The following is a 23,835-nucleotide window of genomic DNA, read 5'->3' as shown; positions in this document are numbered from 1 at the left end:
TATTGGTTTTAGGACCAATTACCCCGCAGTCAAAAATATAAAAATTCAATATTTACTAGATTGTAACCAAAAATATAAACATAAAAACCCTAGGAACTAGGGTTTTATAATAGTCAAATATTGTTTGCTACGATTGTAACCAAGGTGCTGAGTATAATCGTGCCGATGGCAATAATACCGTAGGTAAGAATCTTTTTCTGCTGTTTCTTTTTAAGCATTTCTTCTGGGGTTAGCCAATAGCCTTTTGACATTAATAATTACTCCTTTGTGCAATTAAATCAGGGTGACGTTTATGAATAATATTTACTATATTCCTGATGTTCATCTTGGTTTTTATAATGATATTATACTATACTCCTATAAAAATAAGAATAAGGTACCCGGACTTTTGTTCTATTATTCAATTGGTAGGTTGTCACCAGCCCTTGGTTTTACTTAAGTGTATTTCTGTAATTGAATTGACAAAATTTTCTAGGGGACGAAAGATAATTTTTCCAACTATCTAGCCCAGCTATTCAGTAAGCGGTTATAATAGATTAGTTCAAAGGTGTCGAAATTTGTCTAATCTTAGGAGGAACCATGTATCTAAAAGTAGATTCTTTAGCATTGCTTAATAGTTTTAACCAGATTTGGATGGAATGTTGGCTGGAAAAAGGATATGTTTTGGAAAATGAAAATGGTGCATCCGATCGTTATATCATCACAGACGGGAACGATCAAAGGGTAGGAACAATAGAATTTAAGCCTTATAGTCTCGATCAGCAACATAATATTAATACCGTATTTCCTTTTCAAGAGATCGAAGAAATTGCGATCAATCCGCGGTCCGTTATCGAAATCGATAAGGTAGCTATTTTAAAACAATATCGAGGGAAAAACCTTGATCGATTATTATCGGTGTTTGTTCATTATTCAGAGAAGCATCAGATATCTCACTGTGTGGTTCTTTTGGAAAGGATGTTCTACAAAGCATTGAGAAATGTCTATAAAATACCATTGCAGGCGGCGGGTGAAAAAATTTACTATAAAGGAGATTATGTCATTCCGGCGATCATCTATCCGGAAAAAGTCTATCAAAATAAGCAAAATTATCGTTGGATTTTGAATGACCCGCAAGCACAAAAGAGAAAACTGATTTTTACGTAGAACACGATTGGAGAACCTCATGTTTAGTCTTAAAACCAAAAAGTTTGCCTATTCTTTTATCTTTGTTTTTATTGTTACTAACGTCCTTTGGAATATGATTTTTCAGCATAAACAAACTTTTCTAGATTGGGGCGGAGTGACCTTCCAAATCATTGCCTGCCTTACATCAATTGCTTGGCTTTTCAATACCTTTTTTAAGCATAAAGGAACAGCCAAAAGTTTTTGGTTAATACTCGGCTTGGGGATTCTTAGTTATTTAATTGGAACCTTAATTTGGACATTTTATGAATTTGTACTAAAGGATAGTGGCGAAGCACATAACCTGCCGGGGATCTTTTGGATCTGTCAGAATGGCTTCTATTTTATTGCCCTGCTTGTACTCATGAATGAAATTAAAAGCCATTTGTTAACGATAAGGTTTTTCTTAGATATGTTAATCGTTATGTCTGTGGCGATGACCTTTAATTGGGTTTTTATTATGAATCCATTGATCAATCACACGTCGATGCTTGTGTTTAATCTCACAGATATAATGTATCCGATATTGGATTTGGGTGTGCTTGTAGGTGTGTTGTCCATTTTTGCTGCACAAAATAGTATCTTTAACAAGCCGACATCTTTTCTGCTTATTTCTGGATTTCTCATTCAAATTATTGCGGATTCTATCTTTTCCTATCTAAAAGTGATGGATATGTACTCAGTCGGAAGTGTAAATGAACCATTATGGATTCTATCGATCTTATTAATTGGTCTGTCAGGAATCTATCATGTTCCAATCACTGCAAAAGAAGAACCAATCAAAAGGCCAAAAAAAGGGATGATTTTTAGGCATAGTATTCCTTATTTAAGTGTTCTGTTTCTGTCAATTTATGTTATTGGCTCCCTATATAAAGACCACCCGATTATGGTGGGGTTGTTCTTTTGTATCTTATTACTCATCTTAAGGCAATTATTCACGTTATTAGAGAATGATAAATTAGTAAATGATTTAAATAATTTAAATGAAGATCTGGAAGTGAAAGTAAAAGAGCGAACAGATAAATTAGTAGAAACCTTGAATTCAATGGAGCACCTTGCTTACCATGATGTGGTTACTGGTTTGCCCAATCGAAGATTTATGGAAAAAAGAGTGTCCCTGGCGATTGATAATAAATCAGGTAAACGAAAAATTGCCTTTATGCTCCTTGATTTGGATCGATTTAAACATATTAATGATAGTTTGGGACATTCCTATGGGGATTTACTACTAAAAGAAGTAGGGAAAAGACTTGTTCAATGTTTGAAACCAAATGAAGTGGTTTGCCGTTTTGGCGGGGATGAGTATGCCTTATTAATTGAAAATACCTCGATCCAAGCCATAGAAAAAAAAGCCTTACGGATTTTATCGACCTTAAGAGAGACGTTTACGATTGAGGGGTGTGAGCTTCATATTACTCCAAGCATAGGAATCTCGGTATTTCCTGATCATGGAAGTGATTTTGAAGCATTATTAATGAAAGCAGATACGGCTATGTACAAAGTCAAGGACAAGGGCAAGAATCATTTTATGATTTATAGCTGTTCGATGAGTATGGAACCGATGATGGAATTAGAAAGCTCGCTTAGGAAGGGGATTGAGCGGAATGAGTTCGTCCTCTATTACCAGCCGCAAATTTCACTCATTACGAATGAAATTGTCGGAGTAGAAGCTTTACTCCGTTGGAACAAACCTGGTTATGGAATGGTGCCGCCAGCGAAATTTATCCCTTTTTGCGAGGACACGGGTTTAATCGTGCCGCTCGGAGAAAAAGTTTTACTGGAAGCTTGCAAGCAATCCGTGGCGTGGCAGCAAAAGGGAATTTCTGATTTAAGAATTGCCGTGAATATTTCCTCTTTGCAATTTCAAGATAATGATTTTATTGAGTCGATTGCAAATATCATTAAAGAAACTGGCGCGAACCCTAATTGTATCGAATTGGAAATTACAGAGAGTATTGCGATGGGCTCGATTGAGAAGACTCTCGCGAAATTATCTTTCTTAAAACAAATGGGCTTTCAAATTGCCATGGATGATTTTGGTACAGGATATTCCTCGCTCCACTATCTTAGTCAATTTCCCATTGATCGCCTAAAGATTGACCGTTCGTTTATTTCCTCACTAGAGAAGAGCGAGAAGGATGCCGCGATCGTCAGGTTGATTGTCATGATGGCAAAAGGGTTGAACTTCCAGGTTCTTGCTGAAGGGGTAGAAGAGGAATCTCAAAAGGCCTTTCTGAATGACATAAGATGTGATGAATTCCAAGGCTACTTATTTAGCTGCCCGTTGTGTGTGGAGGATTGTGAGCAGTTGATCTTACAACAAAAACAGGAGTCAGACCCCTGTGTGGTTAATGTATAAAGGTGATAACGTGAGACAAGGAGCGAATACTCTTTGTCTCTTTTTTTGTATCCGAAGTTGAATGGAGTATTTTCTAGAGAACGGTTGTCTAAAACATCTAAGCGACGGGTCCAATAGGGCTTATTGACGACCGAAAGTCGAAAAACTAGGGCAAGAGGGTAGTCAATAGAGCTTATTGACGACCGAAAGTCGAAAAACTAAGGCAAGAGGGTAGTCAATAGAGCTTATTGACGACCGAAAGTCGAAAAAATAAGGCAAGAGGGTAGCCAATAGAGCTTATTGACGATTAGGGGAAATAAAACAATAGAAAAAGAAAGAATAAAAATTGTTGCAATATTCTTACAAAGCAATTAAAATAAAATAGGAACAGCGTTGCTTATTAAGTAACAAAAAGAGTGTGAAAGAAATGAAATAAATCAAACGTTATTAATTTTTACAATTATTGTAACTACGACAGAAAGGTGGTGAAAAAATAATGGAAACAAATATAAAAGAAAACAATGTTATCCAATTAACTAAAGTACTTTCAGTAGCTATGCAAAATCAATTTGCTGTTGGTTCATTTACTCCTAGAGCTACAAAGATGATAGCTCCTATACTTAGAGCGGCCCAAGAAAAGAATTCTGCAGTTATTGTTCAAACTTCTGAGAGGGAGCAAGAACGATATGGAATTAATTTAACGGAATTTAGCCGAGAGTTTTATCGTGTAGTCCAAGAGGAGAATATTACGATCCCCGCTGTGTTACATTTAGATCATACGAAGGATTTCAGTGTAATTGCTGAAGCTATCGAAGTTGGTTTTACATCCGTTATGATTGATGCATCAGAGCATCCATTTAAGAAAAATATCGAGATAACAAAGACGGTTGTTGAGTATGCACATTCAAAAGGTGTAACAGTTGAAGCTGAATTAGGCAAGCTTGGGACAACGGACTTTATTGAAACAGACGTTGATGAAGAGCTATTTACAGAGCCTGAAGAAGCAAAACAGTTTGTTGAAGAGACAGGGATTGATGCATTAGCGGTTTCTGTTGGAACTTCACATGGGGTCTATCTTGTTAAAGATCCAAAAATTGATATTGAACGTTTAATAGAAATTCGTACATTAACATCCGTTCCTTTAGTGTTACATGGCGGTTCAGGCACTCCTTCAGAGATGATCAAGAATGCAATTCAAATTCCCAACGGTGGAATTAGTAAAGTGAATATTGCAACAGATTTAGAACATACGATGCTAAAAACACTTAATAGAGAAAATTATGTTACAGAAAAAGAGTGGTCTGAACTACCAATTGAAACATTAACTTTAGTCCAAAACGCAGTTCAGAACGTAGTAAAAGAAAAAATTGAACACTTTTTAATAAGTAGCAATAGCGCTTCTTACTATGTTTAATATATTATAGGGACTTTGAACTGTACCCCTTATTTTAGACACATAAGAAGACCACTTTAACCACATAATAGATTGCTATTGTAGAACATAATCTTCTTTTTAGAAGATTGCTAAGGGATTAGGAGGAAATATAATATGACTCAAGAAAGATCTGGTATAGTAACCTTTGCTGGTAATCCAGTTACGTTGATTGGGAGTGAAATTCGTGTTGGTGATAAAGCACCAAATTTTGAAGTATTAGCAAACAATCTCTCAAAAGTTACACTTGAAGATTCAAAAGGGAAGATCCGCCTTATTTCATGTGTACCCTCTCTTGATACAGGAGTATGTGACGCACAAACACGCAAATTTAACCAATTAGCTAGCAATCTAGGAAATAATGTAGAAGTGTTAACAATTAGTGTGGATCTTCCATTTGCACAAAACAGATGGTGCGGAGCATCAGGAATAGAACGAGTCCAAACTCTTTCAGATCATTTTAAGATGTCATTCGGAACAGCTTTTGGCACATATATAAAGGAACATCGTTTAGAATGCCGTGCAGTGTTTATTGTAGATGAAAAAGATGTTGTGCAGTATGTTGAATACGTTCCGGAAATTACGGAACATCCTAACTATGAAGCAGCTTTAGAAGCAATTAAGTCAATTATAAAAGTTAAAAAGTGATGTAAGTAAGCAAAATAAACTAAGTTTTGTTAGTAAAGTATCGAAAACATTCTAAATTTTAAAAAATTAATTGAAAAGCCTAGTTAGTGGTGATAGTATAAAAATAGGAAAGAATAAAAGTTTTTTTTACTCATTAATTGGAACGTAGTTGCGTATAGAGAAACAAAAGGAAGGTGACTAGGCTTTTTCAATTTTGTTATTGATATTTGACAATGGTAGGTAGTTAAGAGTTCATTTTTTGAAAACGCTTACTAGTAGGTTTTTTAGGGGGTGATAGAGACCATCGAGTTTATTTTCTAACTTAATGTAGTTGTCATGCTGTTTTTTTACACTTTTTATGAAACGTCGTTGCTTAATGAGCGACTATATTTCTAGTCAATCAATAAATGGTCTGGGATCGATGGAGAATAGTACTTTAACCTTATGCCGGTGCCAGCTTCCGTGGGACAGTGACACCAACAATTCTTAGGGGAACAAGCGTTTTTAAAGATGGAAAGATTGTATCAAAGCCTATATGCAAACATCTAAGACCTAACTTGTAACCAATGCATTATATCAGAATGCGGCAAACAATAAAAAAGGGGTTGGGTGTACAATGTCTACAAATTTAGAAAGTTACGTTACTGAAGAGATGCAGATCCAACATGCTGAGGGTGTGGATGAATCACTAAAACCGAAAACAGAAGAAGGTAGAACTGTAGGTCCGATATCCTATATGTTTATGTGGATCGGAGACGGGGTTAATTTAGGAAATATGACGCTTGGAGCTAGTTTGATTGTAGCGGGAACTGCAATGCTAAACATCTTTCAGACATTTGCCGCCGCTGCAATTGCAATTGCTATTATTTCAACTTTTTTTGCTTTAAATGACAGGCTCGGATACAGAACGGGAATACCGTATGTTGTACAGCTCAGAATGTCCTTCGGGATAAAAGGCTCTGTCATATCATCACTTTTACGGGGGATCCCTGCCATTATTTGGTATGGTTTTCAAAGTTGGATTGGAGGTACTGCCTTAAATGAAATTGCGAAAATCATAACGGGTGGCTCCTTTGATAATGTTGTCATTTGCTTTGTGGTGATTCAGCTGGTGCAAATTGTGCTCTCGCTGTTCGGCTTCCATGCCATAGCATGGGTGGAAACGCTTGCATCCGTTGTTATTATGCTGGCACTCGTCTATGTATTTGGAATTCTTCTAACTTCCCATAGTGATGTTATTGTAGAAAAGTGGGTTCATGCAGAAGGCTCTTGGGGCTTGCCGTTCTTTGCATTCATCATGATGTTTATGGGAAATTATGCGGCTATCTTTTTGAGCGCAGCGGACTATTCAAGAGAGCTCAAATCTGGTATTAGCGATAAAAAACGCGGATTTTTGTACTTTTCACCTATTTTAATAGCGTACGGATTTGTACTTACAATCGGCGCAATGCTTGCTTCCGCATCCGGCAACTCTAACCCTGTGAAAGCGTTTGCTATAGTAGTAGATAACCCTTATATTACAGTAGGTGTATCAGTATTTATTGTTATAGGTGCGGTTGCAGTTAACATGGTTGCCAATATTATTCCACCGACCTATGTTATTACATTGATTACAAAAATGAAATATAAAGCTGCTGTTACTATAACGGGACTTCTTGCATTAGGCTCATTTCCTTGGGTACTTGTACAGGATTCTTCGGCAAAGGGTCTTGGTATGTTCATTCTTATTTATTCCGCATTTTTAGGCCCGATTGTTTCTATTTTATTAGTCGAATATTATATATTAAGAAAGCAAAAAGTAAATGTTGAAGATTTGTATAATGAAGACGGCCCATTTACGGGATATAATCCATGCGCACTGCTTGCAATGCTTATCGGCGCGGGCGCAGCCTTTATGAAAGTGGAGCTGGGTTGGATTATCGGTGTAGTTGTAGGAGGTATTGCATATATTCTTTTGACGAGGTTTGCATTTAAAGATTCAAAATTCAAAAAGGGCACGATATTTGAGAAAATTCAATAAGATAATGAATAAGGAGTGGATGTTTTTTATCATCTACTTTTATGCAATTTATTTTTAATATTGAAACGTCAATTTTTTATTCGAGATTATTACATCATTTGGAATAAGGGAATTAATTTATATTTATTGATTAAGGTAGCTAAGTAAAGTAAATATACAGAAAATTCCAAAATATCGAAGGGAGTTGGGAGAATGAAGTTTGATTTAGTGATAAAAAACGGTAATGTTGTAATGGAAAATTCAGTAGAACAACTTGATATTGGCATACTTAATGGTAAAATTGCTGAAATTTCAAAAGAAATAGCCGGGGAATCTGCTGAAATTGTGGATGCTTCTCATCAATATGTCATGCCTGGGATGATAGACGCCCATGTTCATATTTGCGAACCAGGAAGAACGGAGTGGGAAGGGTTTGTAACAGGAACTCAAGGACTAGCTGCAGGAGGTACTACTTCTTTTATTGACATGCCTTTAAATGCTCTTCCTGCAACGACTACAAAGAGTTCACTCCATTTAAAATTAAAATCTGCTGAAAATAAGGCGTATGTTGATTATGCTTTGTATGGTGGATTAGTTCCTGATAATCTCGAAGATTTAGAGGACCTTTCTAACGAAGGTGTAGTGGCCTTCAAATGTTTTATGGCAACATGTGGTAGTGAGGAAATTGGAGACTTTAAAAATGTTGATGATTTTACTCTATATCAAGGTATGAAAAAACTAGCAGAATTGGGACATGTTTTATCTATACATGCTGAGAATGCAGAGCTTACTGATAAACTAGCAGTTGAAAAGAAGAAACAAGGGAAAACAACAGCAAGAGACTATGTAGAATCCCGTCCAATTTTTACTGAAGTTGATGCTGTAAAACGTGCATTGTTATTAGGTAAAGAGACTGGATGTAAATTACACTTTGTTCATATTAGTAGTACAGAGGCTGTTGAAGAGATCCTTAAAGCACGTCAACAAGGCCAAGAAGTAACGATAGAATCTTGTCCTCACTATTTTACGTTAGATATGGAAGACTTTGAAAAAATAGGTCCTGTTGCGAAATGTGCCCCACCACTTCGTGCTAAAACAGAACAAGATAAATTATGGGAAGCCCTTAAGGATGGGAAAATTGATATTTTAACATCAGATCATTCCCCATGCCCTCCTGAAATGAAGCAAAGCAAAACAAATAATATGTTTGAGATGTGGGGAGGGATTAGTGGTTGCCAAAATAATGTTGATTTAATGTTTGACGAGGCTGTTAAAAAACGTGGAGTTTCTGTAAGGGAATTCTCAAAGATGATTGCGACAAAGCCTGCAGAAATATTTAACTTAAGAAATAAAGGTAGCATTAAAGTATCCTATGACGCTGATATCATTCTCCTTAATCCCAATAAATCGTACACCGTTCAGTCAGAAGATTTGTATTACCGTCATCAACATAGTCCCTATGTAGGAAGGAATATAAACTGTCGAGTGACGAAAACATTTGTAAGAGGACAACTAGTATTTGACCTTGAGAAAGGAATTGTAGGTCAGCCAATTGGGAAGTTTATTTCGGCGAAAACTAGTTTCGTAGAAGCACCTGCTAGTGTCTAAAAGCTCCTTGAAGTCTCAAGTTGAAACTAATTAAGGTACTTGTGTGTTATCTAAAGAAGGTTGACCTAAAAGGGCACTTAAGGTGCTCTTAATTGCGTCACCTTCTTTTCGTGTTTTATCATAAGGCTATTTTCGCATAGATTGTTGTTTTTCGTATAAGTTCATCAACCCGTATAACTATATCTTCGTGGCATCTTTTCGTAAGAACATTTGCGAAAATTGCCTAGGAACTTAGTAAATGAACCTTATAAAGCTCCAAAAGCAACAAGGTTACGAAAAGAGCCTGTCATAAAATATAATTTTGAATGCTGTTATGTCCCTTGAATTCTTTTAAATCAAACACTAATTTGAATAGTTACGACTTTATGGTAAAATTTTATATAAAAACATTATTGCTTCTTACGCAACATTTTTTCTGTTAAAATAAAGGAAATTAAAAAGAGTATGTCGTTTTAGTATTAATAAGGACATTATTGCTCTTGTGGTAAGAGTAATTTAGGCATTAATCGGAGGTTAATATAAATGGTTAAGTCAGTAGATAGGGCGTTAACAATTATTTCTTTAGTAAGCGAGCGTAAAGAAGGGATGGGTGTTACTGAGCTGGCCTCCAACCTAGATTTAAATAAAAGCTCTATATTCAGATTATTAAGTACTCTTGTAGAACATGGATTCATCGAACAAAATCCTGAAACTAAAAAATATAAATTAGGATATAAATATTTAGAATTAAGTTCGATGTTACTAGAATCGATTGACTTGAGAACTCAAGCTAAACCTTTTTTGGAAGAGTTAGAATCACATATTAATGAGGTGATCCACTTGACCGTATATGATCAAGGAGAGGTAATCTATATTGAAAAGCTTGAGGGAAGTGAAACCCTTAGAACACATTCACAAGTTGGAAGAAGGGCCCCAATACATTGTACGGCAGTTGGGAAGGTCATCTTAGCCCATCTGCCGCTAAATGAGATTGTAGATATGATTGACAAGCATGGTTTACCAAAACATACTGAACAAACGATTACAGATAAAGAATCCTTTTTTAAAGAATTGGGAAAAATAAGGAACGAAGGTATTGGTACTGAAGTTGAAGAAAATGAACCGGGAATTACCTGTATTGCAGCACCAATTTTTGATAATCGGAAGAAAATTACTGCTGCTGTTAGTATTTCAGGACCAAGCATCCGAATGACTGAAGAAAGATTAGCTGAAATTAAACCAATTATCATGGATATAGGTAAAAAGATTTCCAAAAGGCTTGGTTACACAGACAATTAAATATTTAAAATAAGAATTGGTATAAGACCAGTTCTTTTTTTATGTAGAAATTTTTGATTAGGGGTTATTTTCGATTCTTATTTAATAGGTACTCTGATCTTTTGTAATTCAACAAACTTAAAAAAAAATTTAAACGACAATAATACTTGAAATATTCAAAAAACGATGATATTATCAAAATAAGAAACGCGGTTAGTTGATAAGCAACAAAATACGTTATTTTTTTAACTTATACATGAAACCGTGTTGCTTATTGAGAAACGGAGGAGGAGTAATAGTGGTTTTTTCTAAAGAGAAAAGCGAGTTTTATAATGACCTAACCAAAACAATTCGTCGGCACATAGTTAAAATGACAAATCATGCTGGAAGTGGGCATCCAGGAGGATCCTTATCCGCTACTGAACTAATGTCTGTATTATTTTTTGAACATATGAATGTTGATCCCAACAATCCAGAATGGCAAGAACGTGATTGTTTCTTCCTATCAAAAGGACATTGTACACCCGTGTTTTACTCAGTATTAGCTGAAAAAGGATTCTTCCCGGTTGAAGAGTTAATGACATTCCGGGATGTAGACGGTAGATTACATGGACACCCATGTGGGGAGCATATCCCGGGTGTAGACATATCGTCAGGATCACTTGGTCAAGGGTTATCAGTTGCTAATGGTGTTGGTTTAACGGCAAAACTAGATGGCAGCAATAGAAGAGCATATTGCATGATTGGTGATGGAGAATTACAAGAAGGTCAAATATGGGAAGCAGCGATGACAAGTGCACATTACAATCTTGATAACGTTTGTGCCATTATCGACTGGAACAAAATCCAACTTGATGATTTCGTTGAAAATGTAAAAGGTGTTAAAAATCTTGGAGATAAATTTAGATCTTTCGGCTGGCACGTTGTTGAAATCGATGGCCATGATATCAATGCAGTAAACGAAGCGTTTAAAGAAGCTAAACGTACAAAAGGTAAACCTACTGCAATTCTAGCTCATACGGTTAAAGGTAAGGGAGTTTCATTTATGGAAGATACACATGAATGGCATGGAATGGCTCCAAATGATGAGCAATTAGAAATCGCTTTAAAGGAGTTGGCTTAAGATGGCAAATCTAGAAGCACCACGTAAAGGTTTTGCTGATGCACTAATTAGACTTGGAGAAAAACATGATAATTTAGTGGTACTTGATGCGGACTGCGCAAAATCAAATATGACAAATCTATTTAAAAATAAATTTCCAAACCGCTTTTTTAACATCGGTATTTCTGAATGTGATTTAGTAGGAACTGCAGCGGGTATGGCAATAGCGGGTAAAGTACCATTTGCGAATGCTTATGCAAACTTCCTTACTGGACGCGCATTTGATCAGATGAGAATTTCTGTATGTTACTCAAATAACAATGTGAAAATTGTCGGACACAACGCTGGTACATCAGCTGCTCAAGAGGGAGCAACACATTTACCGCTTGAAGATATCTCTTTAATGCGTTCACTTCCACGTATGACTGTAATTGTTCCAGCAGATGCTGTTGAAATGGAAAAAGCAGTAGAAGCAGCTTATTACCATGATGGACCAATATACTTACGTGTTGGTAAATTACCTGTACCAATTGTTACAAAGAAAGAAGAGCCTTTCGAAATCGGTAAAGCAATTAAATACTGTGAAGGTTCTGATATTACAATCATTAGTACTGGTATTATGCTTGATGAATCACTAAAGGCGGTAGAAGAATTAAAAAAACAAGGTGTATGCGCTGAACTTTTGCACATTCATACAATTAAACCTATTGATAAAGAAGCAATTGTAGCTTCAGCTGCAAAAACAAAAAATGTTATCTCCGTTGAAGAGCATTCAATTATAGGTGGATTAGGTAGTGCAGTTGCTGAAGTATTATCAGAAAGTCAACCAGCTAAATTAAGAAGAATCGGTACAAATGACCGTTTCGGAGTTTCTGGAAAAATGGATGAGTTACTTGACCTCTTTGAATTAAGAGCACATCGTATTGTTTCAACAGCAAATGAACTATTAGGTGAAAAAGTAAATAGCTAATTACCTTTTTGAAAGGGGGAGGGTTTTTGTCAAACGTAACCCAATATCCAAATTTAAAAGATACATTAGAAAATCCCCTCTTCTCTAAATCGGATGATAGCCTGCGTGCTAAAATTAAAGATCATTTAAAACAAACAAAACATAAATTAATTGTTTTAGATGATGATCCAACTGGTGTCCAAACTGTCCATGATATTTTTGTCATTACGGATTGGAGAAAAGATTGGATTAAAAAAGGTTTATCTGATGAGAGAAGTGTACTTTACATTTTAACAAACACAAGAAGTTACAATGCAGAAAAAACTGAAAACATTAATAGAGAGATTGTTCGGAATATTGCGGAAGTTACTCGAGAGATGGGTATTAGCTTCTCAATTATTAGTAGAAGTGACTCAACATTAAGAGGACATTATCCACTGGAAATTGATGTACTACAAGATGAACTTTTAAAAGCTGCTAAAAGTCAGATTTCAGGTCATTTAATCGTACCGGCATTCTTTGAAGCTCATCGTTATACCTTTGATAATACTCATTATTTAGGTGTAGATCTCCAGCTTGTCCCAGTAAGTGAAACCGAATTTGCGAATGATTCAGTTTTCGGCTTCAAAACAGCTAATTTGCCAAAATGGATTGAAGAGAAGACAAATGGAAGAGTAGCTTCAGAGTCCTCATTGATCATTTCACTTGAAGATATTCATAATGGTGGGATTGATAAAGTTTACGAGATTTTACTCTCAGCACGCAATAATACTCCTATTATAGTGAATGCCAAATCTTATTATGATTTAGACATCGTATCATTAGCTGTCCTTAAAGCAATTGATTCTGGTAAACAATTCTTATTTAGAACTGCAGCATCATTTGTAAAATCGATTGCTGGAATTTATGATCGTCCATATTTGTCAGCTGATGAGATTGTTTCAAAAGATGAAAGCCGTAACAATGGTGGATTTGTCGTTGTAGGTTCTCACACGAAAAAAACAACGGAACAAATCAACGAACTAATAAAGAAATACCCGATTGAACAAATCGAAATTAATGTTGTAAAAGTTCTAAATGAAGAAACTAGAGCTGAAGAGCTAACACGAGTATGCCAATTAGTAGATTATAATATTTCTTCTAATCGCGATACGCTTGTTTTTACAAGTAGAGATGTAATTATTGCAAAAGAAATAGAAGAAAATTTAAAAATTAGTCAAACTGTGTCAGGTTCCTTGGTTGAAGTGGTTCGCTCACTAAAAGTTAAGCCAAAGTTTATTATTGCAAAAGGCGGTATAACCTCTAGTGATGTGGCAACTGAGGGCTTGAAAATAAAATATGCAAAAATTTTAGGGCAAGCAATAGCTGGTGTTCCAGTGTGGTTAACTGGAAGTGAAGCTAAGTTCAAAGATACCCCTTATATAGTATTTCCGGGCAATGTAGGAGAAAAAGAATCGATTGCACAAATCTTTGAAAATATTAAAAACGATCAAAAGGGAGAGATTTAAATGGCTAAACAAAAAATGACAGCTGCGGAGTTAATTGCATTGTATTTAGAAAAAAGAGGAGTAAAACACATTTACGGTGTACCGGGGGCAGCAATCCTGCCATTCTACGATGCAATAAAAGAATTAACTAAAATTGAATCATATGTAGTTCGTCACGAACAAACGGGTGCTTTTATGGCTGACGGTTATTCAAGAGCTACGGGTGAAGTTGGTGTGTGTGCTGCAACTTCAGGTCCTGGTGGAACGAACTTCTTAACAGGCCTTTACAGTGCATGGATGGATTCGATTCCAATGATAGCGATTACGGGCCAACAAAAAAATAGTTTAATTGGAACCATGCAATTCCAAGAAGCTCCTATCGTTGAAATGGCAAAGCCTGTAACGAAAGCTTCATACCGTTTAACAGACGGTTCGAAAGCTGCTCAATTTATCCAAGAAGCATGGGTAACAGCTACTACAGGTAGAAAGGGCCCAGTTTTACTTGATTTGCCAGTTGATCAACAAAAAGTAGAAGTAGAAGTAGACTTAGATGCCCTGATCGCTTCCACTCCAGTAGATGCCTTACCACAAGCTACTGACGCGGATATCGAGAAAACTTTAGAATTATTAAAAGATGCTAAAAGACCAGTATTACTTTCTGGTGGCGGGGTTAACATTGCAAACGCTACTGCTGAATTAAAAGCATTAGCTGAAGAACTTCAAATCCCTGTTGTAACTTCTGGTATGGGCATGGATACATTCCCTAACGATCACCCATTATTCGCTGGACGTATGGGAACAATGCTCGACACTCCATTCGGTAACAAAACAATTGTTGAAGCTGACTTAGTAATCAACCTTGCTGGCCGTTTCGCCGACCGTTCTACTGGGAATGTTGATGTATTCACACAAAACGGTAAGAAAGTTATCCACGTAAACCTTGATAACAAAGAACTTGGTAAAGTTGTACCAACTACTCTAGGTATTGCTTCTGATGTTAAAACATTCATGGTTAAACTTGCAGAAGCTTATAAAGCACTTGCGGCTACTGTAGCTGCAACTGCTGAGGCAGGCTCTAAACTTGACTTAACTGAAGACCGTAAAAAATGGGCTCGTAAAACTGATTACACATCACTTCCAATCAGACAAGAGCGTGCAATACGCGAACTTCGTGAATTCTTAGATCGCGATGCATTCGTATCACATGATTGTGGTATCAGTCAAATCTGGTCTTGTCAATTATTTGAAACTTATGAACCAAGAACATACCTATTAACTGGTGGTGCAGGTACTATGGGGTGGGGGCTTGGTGCAGCAATGGCAGCGAAACTTGCATTCCCTGAAAGACAAAGTGTAAACCTCCTTGGTGACGGAAGCTTAGGTATGTCATTACAAGATATCGCTACAGCTGCAAAACATGATATTCCGGTAATTATTTTCTGTTTAAATAACTCATTACTTGGATTAATTCGTCAACAACAAAACTGGTTCTATGATAACCGCCGAATTTCTACCGATTTAAATTACAAAAATGAATTATCTGATAATGAAGAGCGCGGAATCGACTTTGTTAAAACGGCTGAAGGTATGGGTGTTCGTGGTGAGCTTGTTACTCATTATGATGATATCAAACCTGCTCTACAACGTGCAGTTGACTCTGGAAAACCATATTTAATTGAAGTTATTGTTGATCCTGATCCAAATAAAGCATGCGAGTTTGCAAACAACGGTGCACTTAACGGATTCAAATACTCTAACCAAATTAATTTTTCTAAATAATTATTGCTTTTGAAAGAAGTCAGATTTTATTGAAACAATTGGTTTGCCTTGCTTCAAAGACATCTAAATAATGTTAAGTAAATTGACTGTACTTCAATGTAATGTGGTTTATAAAAAAGTTTAATTATTAAAGGAGGGAAGCCGAAATATCGGCAAAATAATGTCAGCAAACCTTCATAATTCAATGAAAGTCGGAATCGTTCATTTTATGGCTTATCCGGAAACAATGGGCGGAGATGGGCCAACTGTTGAAACAATAAAGAAAATTGTACAGGATGATTTCTTCTCTGGTATTGAGATTACATCTATAAACAATTCTGAGGATCGTAAAGAAGTCATTCAAACTCTACAATCTGGTGGAATGACTGTGGGATTTGGAGCACAACCAATTCTTTTAAGAAACAAGGGAAACCTAAACTCTTTTAATGAAGCTGAGCGTAGAAGAGCAATCGATTTAGTTAAAGGTGGAATCGACCAAGCTTACGAATTAAATGCTTCTAAAATTGGTTTCTTAAGTGGGGCTAAACCAGACACTAACCAAGATATTGCATTACAATTACTAACGAATTCAATCAAAGAATTATGTGATTATGCAAGATCTAAAGGTGATTTAATCCTTTCACTTGAAACATTTGATGATGAGACTGATAAAAAATGTTTAATCGGTTCTAATACACTTGCTGTTGAAGTGGCGAAAGAAGTTCGTAAAGTAGATCCTACTTTCGGTTTAATGCTTGATTTAAGTCATTTACCAATGCAACGTGAAACTTCTAGTCATGCATTAACTGTTGCTCGTGATTATATTAATCATGCTCATATCGGAAATTGCTATATTAAAGATACTTCTGATCCTGCTTATGGTGATCAGCATCCGCGCTTCGGCTATCCAGGTAGCGAAGTGGATGTTCCAGAATTAGCAGAGTACTTACGAGCACTATTAGAAATTGGTTATATCGGTGAGGGGATTAAGAACATGGTTGCTTTTGAAGTAAAACCTGTAGGAACAGAGTCTTCAGATATTGTAATTGCACAATCAAAACGTACTCTAGTAGATGCATGGTCATTATTACATTCAAAAAAAGGTCGTTTAGTAAGCTAAGCATATGTTGATAGTCCTCTCTGGATTAACTGGCGACAAGTATTTTTACTTGTCGCTAATTCATATCGCTGTAATTAACAAGAATTATCTATTGTAGAACATCTAATCATGATGTAATTAGTATTTAACATAAATAATGACCATAATTTGTATTAATAATAAAATATTTCTGTAGACCAAATTAGCAAGGAAGTGATGGTTTGATTAAACTTCAGCATGACATTGATGCTAAAAGAATCAGGATTAGAATCGAAGAACTTGCTGGTTGTTCATCTACATCTGTTGGTGTCACAAGATTACCTTTCACAGTCGAAAGTTCAGAAGCAGAAAGACTAATTGAAGAGTGGATGAAAGCAGCTGGAATGACAGTAAGAAAAGATGGCCTTAACAATATTATCGGTCGTTATGAAGGGAAAGATCCTTCTGCTCCAGTTTTAATGATTGGTTCCCATTTAGATAGCGTAATTGAAGCAGGTAAATACGACGGTATTTTAGGAGTTATATCTGGAATTGAGGTTGTTCAAACTCTTCGGGATAACGGCCTTATTTTAGACAATCCAATTGAAGTGGTTGGTTTCTGTGATGAGGAGGGTGTAAGGTTTCACTCAACTTTCCTTGGAAGTAAAGCGGTTGCAGGAACTTTTACTACTGAAGATTTAGAAAGAGCAGATGAAAACGGAATAACAATTGCTGAAGCATTAAAAGGAATTGGAATTGATGATCCATATGCTTTTAAAAATGCCAGCCGTACTCCAGAAGAACTTCTCGCATATATAGAGCTTCATATCGAACAAGGACCTGTCCTTGAGAAGGAGAATGAACCTGTTGGAATAGTTAGTGGGATTGCTGGTGCTACAAGATTTTCATTTGAAATTATCGGAAAACCTGGTCATGCAGGGACAGTTCCTGTTGCGATTAGACAAGATGCACTTTTAGGTGCTTGTGATTTAATTTCTTATATTGAGAAAATTGCTCTACAAAATGAACCATTAGTTGCAACTGTTGGTAAACTTACTGTTAGTCCAGGTGCTAGTAATGTTATACCTGGCCTTGTAACAGGAACGCTGGATATTCGTGATTTAAATGTTGAACGCAAACAAAAAGCTATTGAGGCTATTTTAACTGAAAGCGAAAGAATAGCTGAATTTAGAGGACTTCAAATGAAGTTTGAACAAGTAATGGAAGCTGACCCTGTATACTGTAACGAAGAATTCATTAGATTAATTGAAGAGTCCATCAGTGAACGTAGTGGAAGCGTTATAAGTCTTGTGAGTGGTGCTGGCCATGATGCAATGGCTATGGCTGATGTAACTAATGTTGCAATGATTTTCGTTCGTTGTAAAGATGGACTTAGTCATCACCCTGATGAATTCGTTACTGAAGAGGATATGGGTGCTGGAGCAGAAGTTCTTTATTCTACAGTAATTAAACTAGCTACAAAACAATCATGATCATCGAGAAGGAAATCTCCCGGAAAAAACTAAAGCTCTAATGGGAAAAAGAGTTAAAATTAGTAAAGACTTATAAGTTTGGTTTTAATAAGGGGAGGGTAGTTATGGCTACATTTGATTTAATTATTAGAAACGGAAAAATTGTAACGTTGGATTCGATTGTTCAAGGTGATATCGGAATAAAAGAAGGGAAAATAAAAGAAGTGTCTTTGGGTAAAAACCTTGCAGCTAATGCAATAAGAGAAATCAATGCTGAAGGACAACACATCTTACCTGGATTAATTGACACTCATGTTCATTTTAATGAACCGGGCAGATCGGAGTGGGAAGGTGTTAAAACTGGGAGCAGAAGTTTAGCTGCAGGTGGGGTAACAACCTATTTTGATATGCCATTAAACAGTACACCTCCAACAATTAATAAAGAAAATTTGGCATTAAAGAGAGCTTGTTCAGAAGCGAAATCTATTGTTAATTTTCGCATCTGGGGCGGACTTGTACCAGAAAATATTGAGAATATTAAGGAACTCTATGAAAATGGCGTCATTGGATTTAAAGCATTTATGTCACCGAGTGGAATTGCCGATTTCAATCATGTTGATGATATTACGCTCTTTAAAGGAATGAATGAAATTGCTTCTGTCGGTTCTCTTTTAGCCGTTCATGCTGAAAGTACAGTTATCTGTGATCAGCTTGCTCAAGAAAAACAAAGCAAAAATAAAACATCTGCAAAGGATTTTATCGAGTCAAGACCGATTATTTCTGAAATTGAAGCTGTAAGAAGAATCATTTCATATGCTGAGGTTACAGGCTGTAAAGTACATGTTGTTCATGCAAGCAGCCGAAAAGTAGTCGATGTCATTAATGAGGCAAAGCAAAGAGGTATAGATATTACAGTAGAGACTTGCCCTCATTATTTATCTTTGACAATAAAAGACTTAGAGGAAAAAGGCGGATTGGCAAAATGTTGTCCTCCACTGCGTGATGAAAAAGAAGTTGAACAATTATGGGTTGCTTTAGCAAATGGTGAAATAGACCTCATAGCTTCTGACCATTCACCAGCACCAGCAAGCATGAAAGAGGTAACAAATGGAGACTTTTTCAAGGCTTGGGGGGGGATTTCAGGTGCCCAATCTACACTAAATATAATGTTGACAGAGGGGTATTTTAACCGTAATCTTCCTTTAGAAAAAATTGTTGAGTTAACGGCTACGAATCCCGCTAAGTTGTTTGGACTTTATCCTCATAAAGGAATAATTGCCGTTGATAGCGACGCGGATCTAGCAATTGTTAACCTTAACGAAAGTTTCAAGCTGAAAAAGGAAGATTTGTTTTACCGCCATCAGCATTCGCCATATGTAGGCAGAACATTCAAAGGAAAAGTAACGACTACGATTGTCAATGGGAATGTAGTCTTTGAAGATGGAAACATAACAGTTGTGGAAAAAACAGAAATCAATTCATAAGAAAAAACTATAAATCTAGGTTTATAAAAGGGAAGCAATTTATTTAAAATAGACTAAAACTAAAAGTGTTTTTAGCGATTTGTCATAATGACTAATGATGTAATAGCGAATAACATGTAAATAAGAAAGCAAAACAATTAAAAGGGGAGTATTAATAAAATGGGCTATCCTAAAGATTTATTATCAAGCAGATCAATAATTAAACACGGTAAATATGCTTTAATTGCACCTGAAGGGTTAGTTAATAATGTTATACCAGGGTTTGAAAATTGTATCATTTCTATTTTAGGTTCTCCAAAACTTGGAGCGAGCTTTGTTGATTACATTGTGACAATGCAAAATGAAGGAAAGAATACCGAGGGGTTTGGTGGGCAAGAAGATGTAGAGACATTCGTCTATGTTATTGAAGGGAAAATTAAAGCTGCTGCAGGCGAACAAGAGTTTATTCTTGAAGAAAGCGGTTATTTATACTGTCCACCAGGTACAAAAATGTATTTAGAGAATCAATGGGCTGGAAATTCCAGACTATTCCTTTATAAGCAAAAATATCGTCCACTCGAAGGACGGAAGCCATGGGTCTATTCAAATCATGCCAACAAGATTGAATATAGGATTTATGATGACATGCATAATGTCAATATTAAAGATCTTTTGCCTGCAGATATAGATTTTGATATGAATTTTCATATTCTTTCTTTTGATCCTGCTGCATGTCATCCATTTATCGAAACACATGTGCAGGAACATGGTGCTTACCTACTCTCAGGAGAAGGTATGTATAATCTAGACAATCAATGGATTCCAGTGAAAAAAGGGGATTATATATTTATGGGTCCATACGTACATCAGGCAGCTTATGCGGTAGGAAGAGAAAATTTAACATATGTCTACTCTAAAGATTGTAACCGTGATGCAGCCTTATAAAAATTTGCAAATTATGCAACCCATAATAAAAAAGAGGTGTTTAGAAGTGGAAGAGAAAGCGGCTTTGTCAAACATCGAGGAGATAATGGTAGAAAGAGTTTTTGAAATTGATAAGATAGCAAAATTTGATCCAAATGAAGCGCAAAAAAACTATTTCTATGAAACCGATAAAACGGTTGGTGCAGTTTGGTGTCTTGAGCCTGGGCAGGAATTATATTTACATTCCCATTCGAATGTTGATGATATTTGGGTTTGCATGGAGGGGGAAGGAACGTATTTCCCGGACCTAGAGAATGAAATCGCGATCAAAAAAGGAATGGTATTATTGGCCAAACCTAACCAAATTCATGGAATGCGTAATACAGGAAAAGACCGATTCGTGTTTGTAGGCTTTGCTGCAGGTTCATTGCCAATGGATATAACTAGATATTAGTTAAAACTAAATTTATTAAACTAGTTGAACTAAATATAAGTATCCTTCTAAAGAGCCGATTGATGCTGTATCCATTAATTGAAAATAAGTGTTTTAAAGAGAGAAGCGATTATAATGAAAACAGTCGCTTCTCTTCCTTTTATATTTATCAAAAGTTGAAAACTAGAATGTATAGAAGAATCGTTTGATTACAAAGAAAATCAATCGGTTTAAGAATTAACTTCTATGATAAGCATTGGATGAGGTGATAGTAGTGATAAAGCAAGGAGCTATTGTGACATTATTGTCTCCTTTGCAGTGGCTTTTTTTTATGTTTGCCAATACTGTAGTTGTTCCGATTTCTGTTGGAGCTGTATTCCAGCTTCCTGCCGAAACGATTGAAATGACGATAAGATGCTCCTTTATCTTTACAGGGATTGCTAGTATCCTACAGTCATTGATTGGGCATCGTTATCCATTATTGGACAGTCACTCGGGGCTAATGTGGGGCTTAATTTTAAATATGGGTACCTCTGCCTCTGCACTTGGGATGGACTTTGCAACGGTTGGAGGAGGAATTGCAACCGGTTTTCTGCTGGCAGGTGTTGTTACCGTTATGCTAGCAGCGTTTAATCTCATTTCTATCATACAAAAAATAATTAAGCCGATGGTGATAAGCGTTTATATATTCTTGCTAACCTTTCAGCTTATTTTTATTTTCTTCAAAGGAATGTTTAAACTAACCGAAAGTGGGACATTTGATCTCCCTGTCAGTTTATTTTCATTTGGAATTGTTATTTTTGTCAGCCTATTAAGGATTAAAGGTGGAAGAGTACTAGGCAATTTTTCGATCCTGATCGGGATTATTGTAGGGTGGTTTTTATATAGAATTATTTTTCCGTCTGATCTTCCGATGGAAAGCGCTTCTAGTATGACATTTACCTTCTTTCCACTTGGAGCCCCCAATTTGGAACTGGGTATTATTTTCGTCTCCTTTTTTTCAGTCCTTTTGACTTTAACGAATTCTTTTGCTTCGATTCAAGCTACTGCAGATGTATACAAGCAAAAAGTGGAACAGAATCAATACAGAAGATCTATTTTAGTAACAGGTATTTTTGTGTTTATCACTACAATTTTCGGATTGGTTCCTTTTACGCCCTTTACATCTACAATAGGTTTTTTACAAAGTACAAAGTTATATAATAGAAAGCCATTTATTATTAGTGGCTTCTTGTTTATACTTCTTGGTGTTATTCCGCCATTGGGGGGGTTTTTAGGAACTATGCCTCTCACAATCGGCAACGCTGTTTTATTCGTCGCTTACCTTCAACTTTTTGGGACCGCATTAGACAGCCTAAAGGGTACGTTATTTAATTCTGAAACGATATTTCGGTTAGCTGGGCCCGTACTAATTGGAGTCAGTATTATGAATATCCCGCCAGCCCTTTTCGGTAGTGTACCAGTGCTTTTGCAGCCTTTCGTTACAAATGGTCTTATTATGGGTGTTATTATATCGATCTTTTTAGAAAAAATTATCGACTGGAATAATTTATCAACTAAATTAATTGAAGTGGATAGTCTAAAAAGTTAGAAGAAGAGGTTGCCCCAAAAGTTTTACTTTTGGGTAGTCTCTTTATTTTTATAGTCTTCAAGAATGGATCCTAATTATTATTTTAGTGGTGGATGGTCTTGGGAAGTATCAAACGTACCATCAATAATTTATTTAAAAATTCCTATTAGACAGAAGGATTTGAATGTAAAAGGTAAAAGTGAACCTCTCAAATATTTAAAAAATAAAAGCGGCAAAAGTTAATGAAATTTTGGGAAAATTTAAAAATAAATATTGATATTGGTAATTTAAGATGATATTCTTTAAACATGAGGATCAAGGGAACATTGTTGCTTAATAAACAACAAATGTATTATGAAAATTTGATTTTTTTCTGGGGAAAAAATATAACATAAGGTGTCGACAGACGACAGGATAGGAGAGAATCATGGATACTTTTTCTATAGAGAAACCATTGAGATATTATAACCAAGTTTATAATTCGATTAGAGAAATGATTGTCAAAGGCATCTTAAAACCCGGTGATAGTATTTTTGAAGCTAGGATTGCTAGAGAATTAAATATCAGCCGAAGCCCGGTACGGGAAGCTGTAAGGGCCTTAGAAAAAGAAGGGTTACTAGAGATTGATGAAAAATCTAGAATCACAGTTTATAAACCAACAATGAAAGATATTGAAGATATTTATCAATGCCGAATAGTCCTCGAATCTTTAGCTGCCAGTTTAACAACGAAGCTGGCTACGAAACTAGAATTAGAAGAAATCGAGGATACTCTTATAAAAAGCAGAGGGTATCTAGAGGATTATTGTGAGCAAAAAAAAGATAGGTTAATAGAAGAAAATGCAAGATTTCATGATCTTATCTTGAAATTTAGTCAAAATAGAAGATTGGAAAAACAGCTAAGTGATTTAAAGTCGTTAAGTCATTATTACAGAGTTTTAAATTTCCAGGGTGAAAATAGAGAGTGGAATGTTTTTTTTGAGCATCAGGAAATCTTTACTCAAATTGTGAACCGGGATTATGAAAAAGCATGTATAGCAATGCAAAATCATATGAAAAACGACTTAATTCATTTAAAAGAAATTTTTGGAACCAGTAAGCCGGTCCTGCTGTAATTATGTAAGCGGTGCCAGAGAAGTGGAGTCGTCTAAGTGGCAATTACACGAATTCTTTCG

At 35.9% G+C, this 23,835-nt stretch carries 19 protein-coding genes; 18 read left to right on the top strand and 1 reads right to left on the bottom strand.

All coding sequences use genetic code 11. The annotated features are described in order from the left end of the window. Positions 1-113: 113 nt before the first annotated feature. Positions 114-251, bottom strand: coding sequence for a hypothetical protein (locus ACJ004_RS16405; RefSeq protein ID WP_410894192.1), 138 nt, complete (start codon positions 249-251; stop codon positions 114-116). A gap of 328 nt (positions 252-579) precedes the next feature. Here ACJ004_RS16405 and ACJ004_RS16400 point away from each other — a divergent pair, with 328 nt between their 5' ends. From ACJ004_RS16400 to ACJ004_RS16315, 18 genes are all read left to right on the top strand, one after another. Next, positions 580-1,146, top strand: a complete 567-nt coding sequence (locus ACJ004_RS16400; protein ID WP_410894191.1) for a hypothetical protein — start codon at positions 580-582, stop codon at positions 1,144-1,146. A 19-nt stretch (positions 1,147-1,165) separates the two neighbouring features. Further along, positions 1,166-3,523: a putative bifunctional diguanylate cyclase/phosphodiesterase gene (locus tag ACJ004_RS16395; protein ID WP_410894190.1), complete on the top strand. Its 2,358-nt coding sequence runs from the start codon at positions 1,166-1,168 to the stop codon at positions 3,521-3,523. 475 nt (positions 3,524-3,998) lie between these two features. Next, the gene (locus ACJ004_RS16390; RefSeq protein ID WP_410894189.1) at positions 3,999-4,916 is read left to right on the top strand and encodes a class II fructose-bisphosphate aldolase; all 918 of its coding nucleotides are present in this window, start codon (positions 3,999-4,001) and stop codon (positions 4,914-4,916) included. A 135-nt stretch (positions 4,917-5,051) separates the two neighbouring features. Beyond that, positions 5,052-5,582, top strand: a complete 531-nt coding sequence (gene tpx, locus ACJ004_RS16385) for a thiol peroxidase (protein ID WP_410894188.1) — start codon at positions 5,052-5,054, stop codon at positions 5,580-5,582. Between the two features lie 595 nt (positions 5,583-6,177). Further along, positions 6,178-7,581, top strand: coding sequence for an NCS1 family transporter (locus ACJ004_RS16380; protein WP_410894187.1), 1,404 nt, complete (start codon positions 6,178-6,180; stop codon positions 7,579-7,581). Positions 7,582-7,773: 192 nt separating this feature from the next. After that, positions 7,774-9,168, top strand: a complete 1,395-nt coding sequence (gene allB, locus ACJ004_RS16375) for an allantoinase AllB (RefSeq protein ID WP_410894186.1) — start codon at positions 7,774-7,776, stop codon at positions 9,166-9,168. A 522-nt stretch (positions 9,169-9,690) separates the two neighbouring features. After that, a complete protein-coding gene (locus ACJ004_RS16370; RefSeq protein ID WP_410894185.1) occupies positions 9,691-10,446 on the top strand; it encodes an IclR family transcriptional regulator in 756 nt (251 codons plus the stop codon). A gap of 277 nt (positions 10,447-10,723) precedes the next feature. Continuing rightward, positions 10,724-11,548 (top strand): transketolase, encoded by an 825-nt coding sequence (locus ACJ004_RS16365; protein ID WP_410894184.1) that lies wholly within the window; start codon positions 10,724-10,726, stop codon positions 11,546-11,548. Between the two features lies 1 nt (position 11,549). Continuing rightward, complete coding sequence (locus ACJ004_RS16360) at positions 11,550-12,497, top strand: transketolase family protein (RefSeq protein WP_410894183.1); 948 nt, start codon at positions 11,550-11,552, stop codon at positions 12,495-12,497. A 26-nt stretch (positions 12,498-12,523) separates the two neighbouring features. After that, positions 12,524-13,984 (top strand): four-carbon acid sugar kinase family protein, encoded by a 1,461-nt coding sequence (locus tag ACJ004_RS16355; protein WP_410894182.1) that lies wholly within the window; start codon positions 12,524-12,526, stop codon positions 13,982-13,984. Continuing rightward, complete coding sequence (locus tag ACJ004_RS16350) at positions 13,985-15,742, top strand: thiamine pyrophosphate-binding protein (RefSeq protein WP_410894180.1); 1,758 nt, start codon at positions 13,985-13,987, stop codon at positions 15,740-15,742. Positions 15,743-15,950: 208 nt separating this feature from the next. Next, complete coding sequence (locus ACJ004_RS16345) at positions 15,951-16,841, top strand: sugar phosphate isomerase/epimerase family protein (RefSeq protein WP_410894178.1); 891 nt, start codon at positions 15,951-15,953, stop codon at positions 16,839-16,841. 200 nt (positions 16,842-17,041) lie between these two features. Next, positions 17,042-18,292 (top strand): allantoate amidohydrolase, encoded by a 1,251-nt coding sequence (locus tag ACJ004_RS16340; RefSeq protein ID WP_410894177.1) that lies wholly within the window; start codon positions 17,042-17,044, stop codon positions 18,290-18,292. Between the two features lie 104 nt (positions 18,293-18,396). Continuing rightward, on the top strand, positions 18,397-19,755 hold the full coding sequence (locus tag ACJ004_RS16335; protein ID WP_410894176.1) for an allantoinase: 1,359 nt from the start codon (positions 18,397-18,399) through the stop codon (positions 19,753-19,755). Between the two features lie 159 nt (positions 19,756-19,914). Beyond that, complete coding sequence (gene allE / locus ACJ004_RS16330) at positions 19,915-20,679, top strand: (S)-ureidoglycine aminohydrolase (RefSeq protein WP_410894175.1); 765 nt, start codon at positions 19,915-19,917, stop codon at positions 20,677-20,679. A 46-nt stretch (positions 20,680-20,725) separates the two neighbouring features. After that, a complete protein-coding gene (locus ACJ004_RS16325) occupies positions 20,726-21,112 on the top strand; it encodes a cupin domain-containing protein (protein ID WP_410894173.1) in 387 nt (128 codons plus the stop codon). Between the two features lie 244 nt (positions 21,113-21,356). Next, entirely contained in the window at positions 21,357-22,682 is a 1,326-nt protein-coding gene (locus ACJ004_RS16320) for a uracil/xanthine transporter (RefSeq protein WP_410894172.1), read from the top strand. A gap of 406 nt (positions 22,683-23,088) precedes the next feature. Then, positions 23,089-23,775, top strand: a complete 687-nt coding sequence (locus tag ACJ004_RS16315) for a GntR family transcriptional regulator (protein ID WP_410894170.1) — start codon at positions 23,089-23,091, stop codon at positions 23,773-23,775. Positions 23,776-23,835: the final 60 nt, after the last annotated feature.

Source organism: Neobacillus sp. 204, assembly GCF_046562815.1.
Classification (GTDB): Bacteria; Bacillota; Bacilli; order Bacillales; family Cytobacillaceae; genus Neobacillus.
The sequence above is the reverse complement of the archived record's forward strand: the minus strand, read 5'-3'. Positions and strand labels throughout refer to the sequence as shown.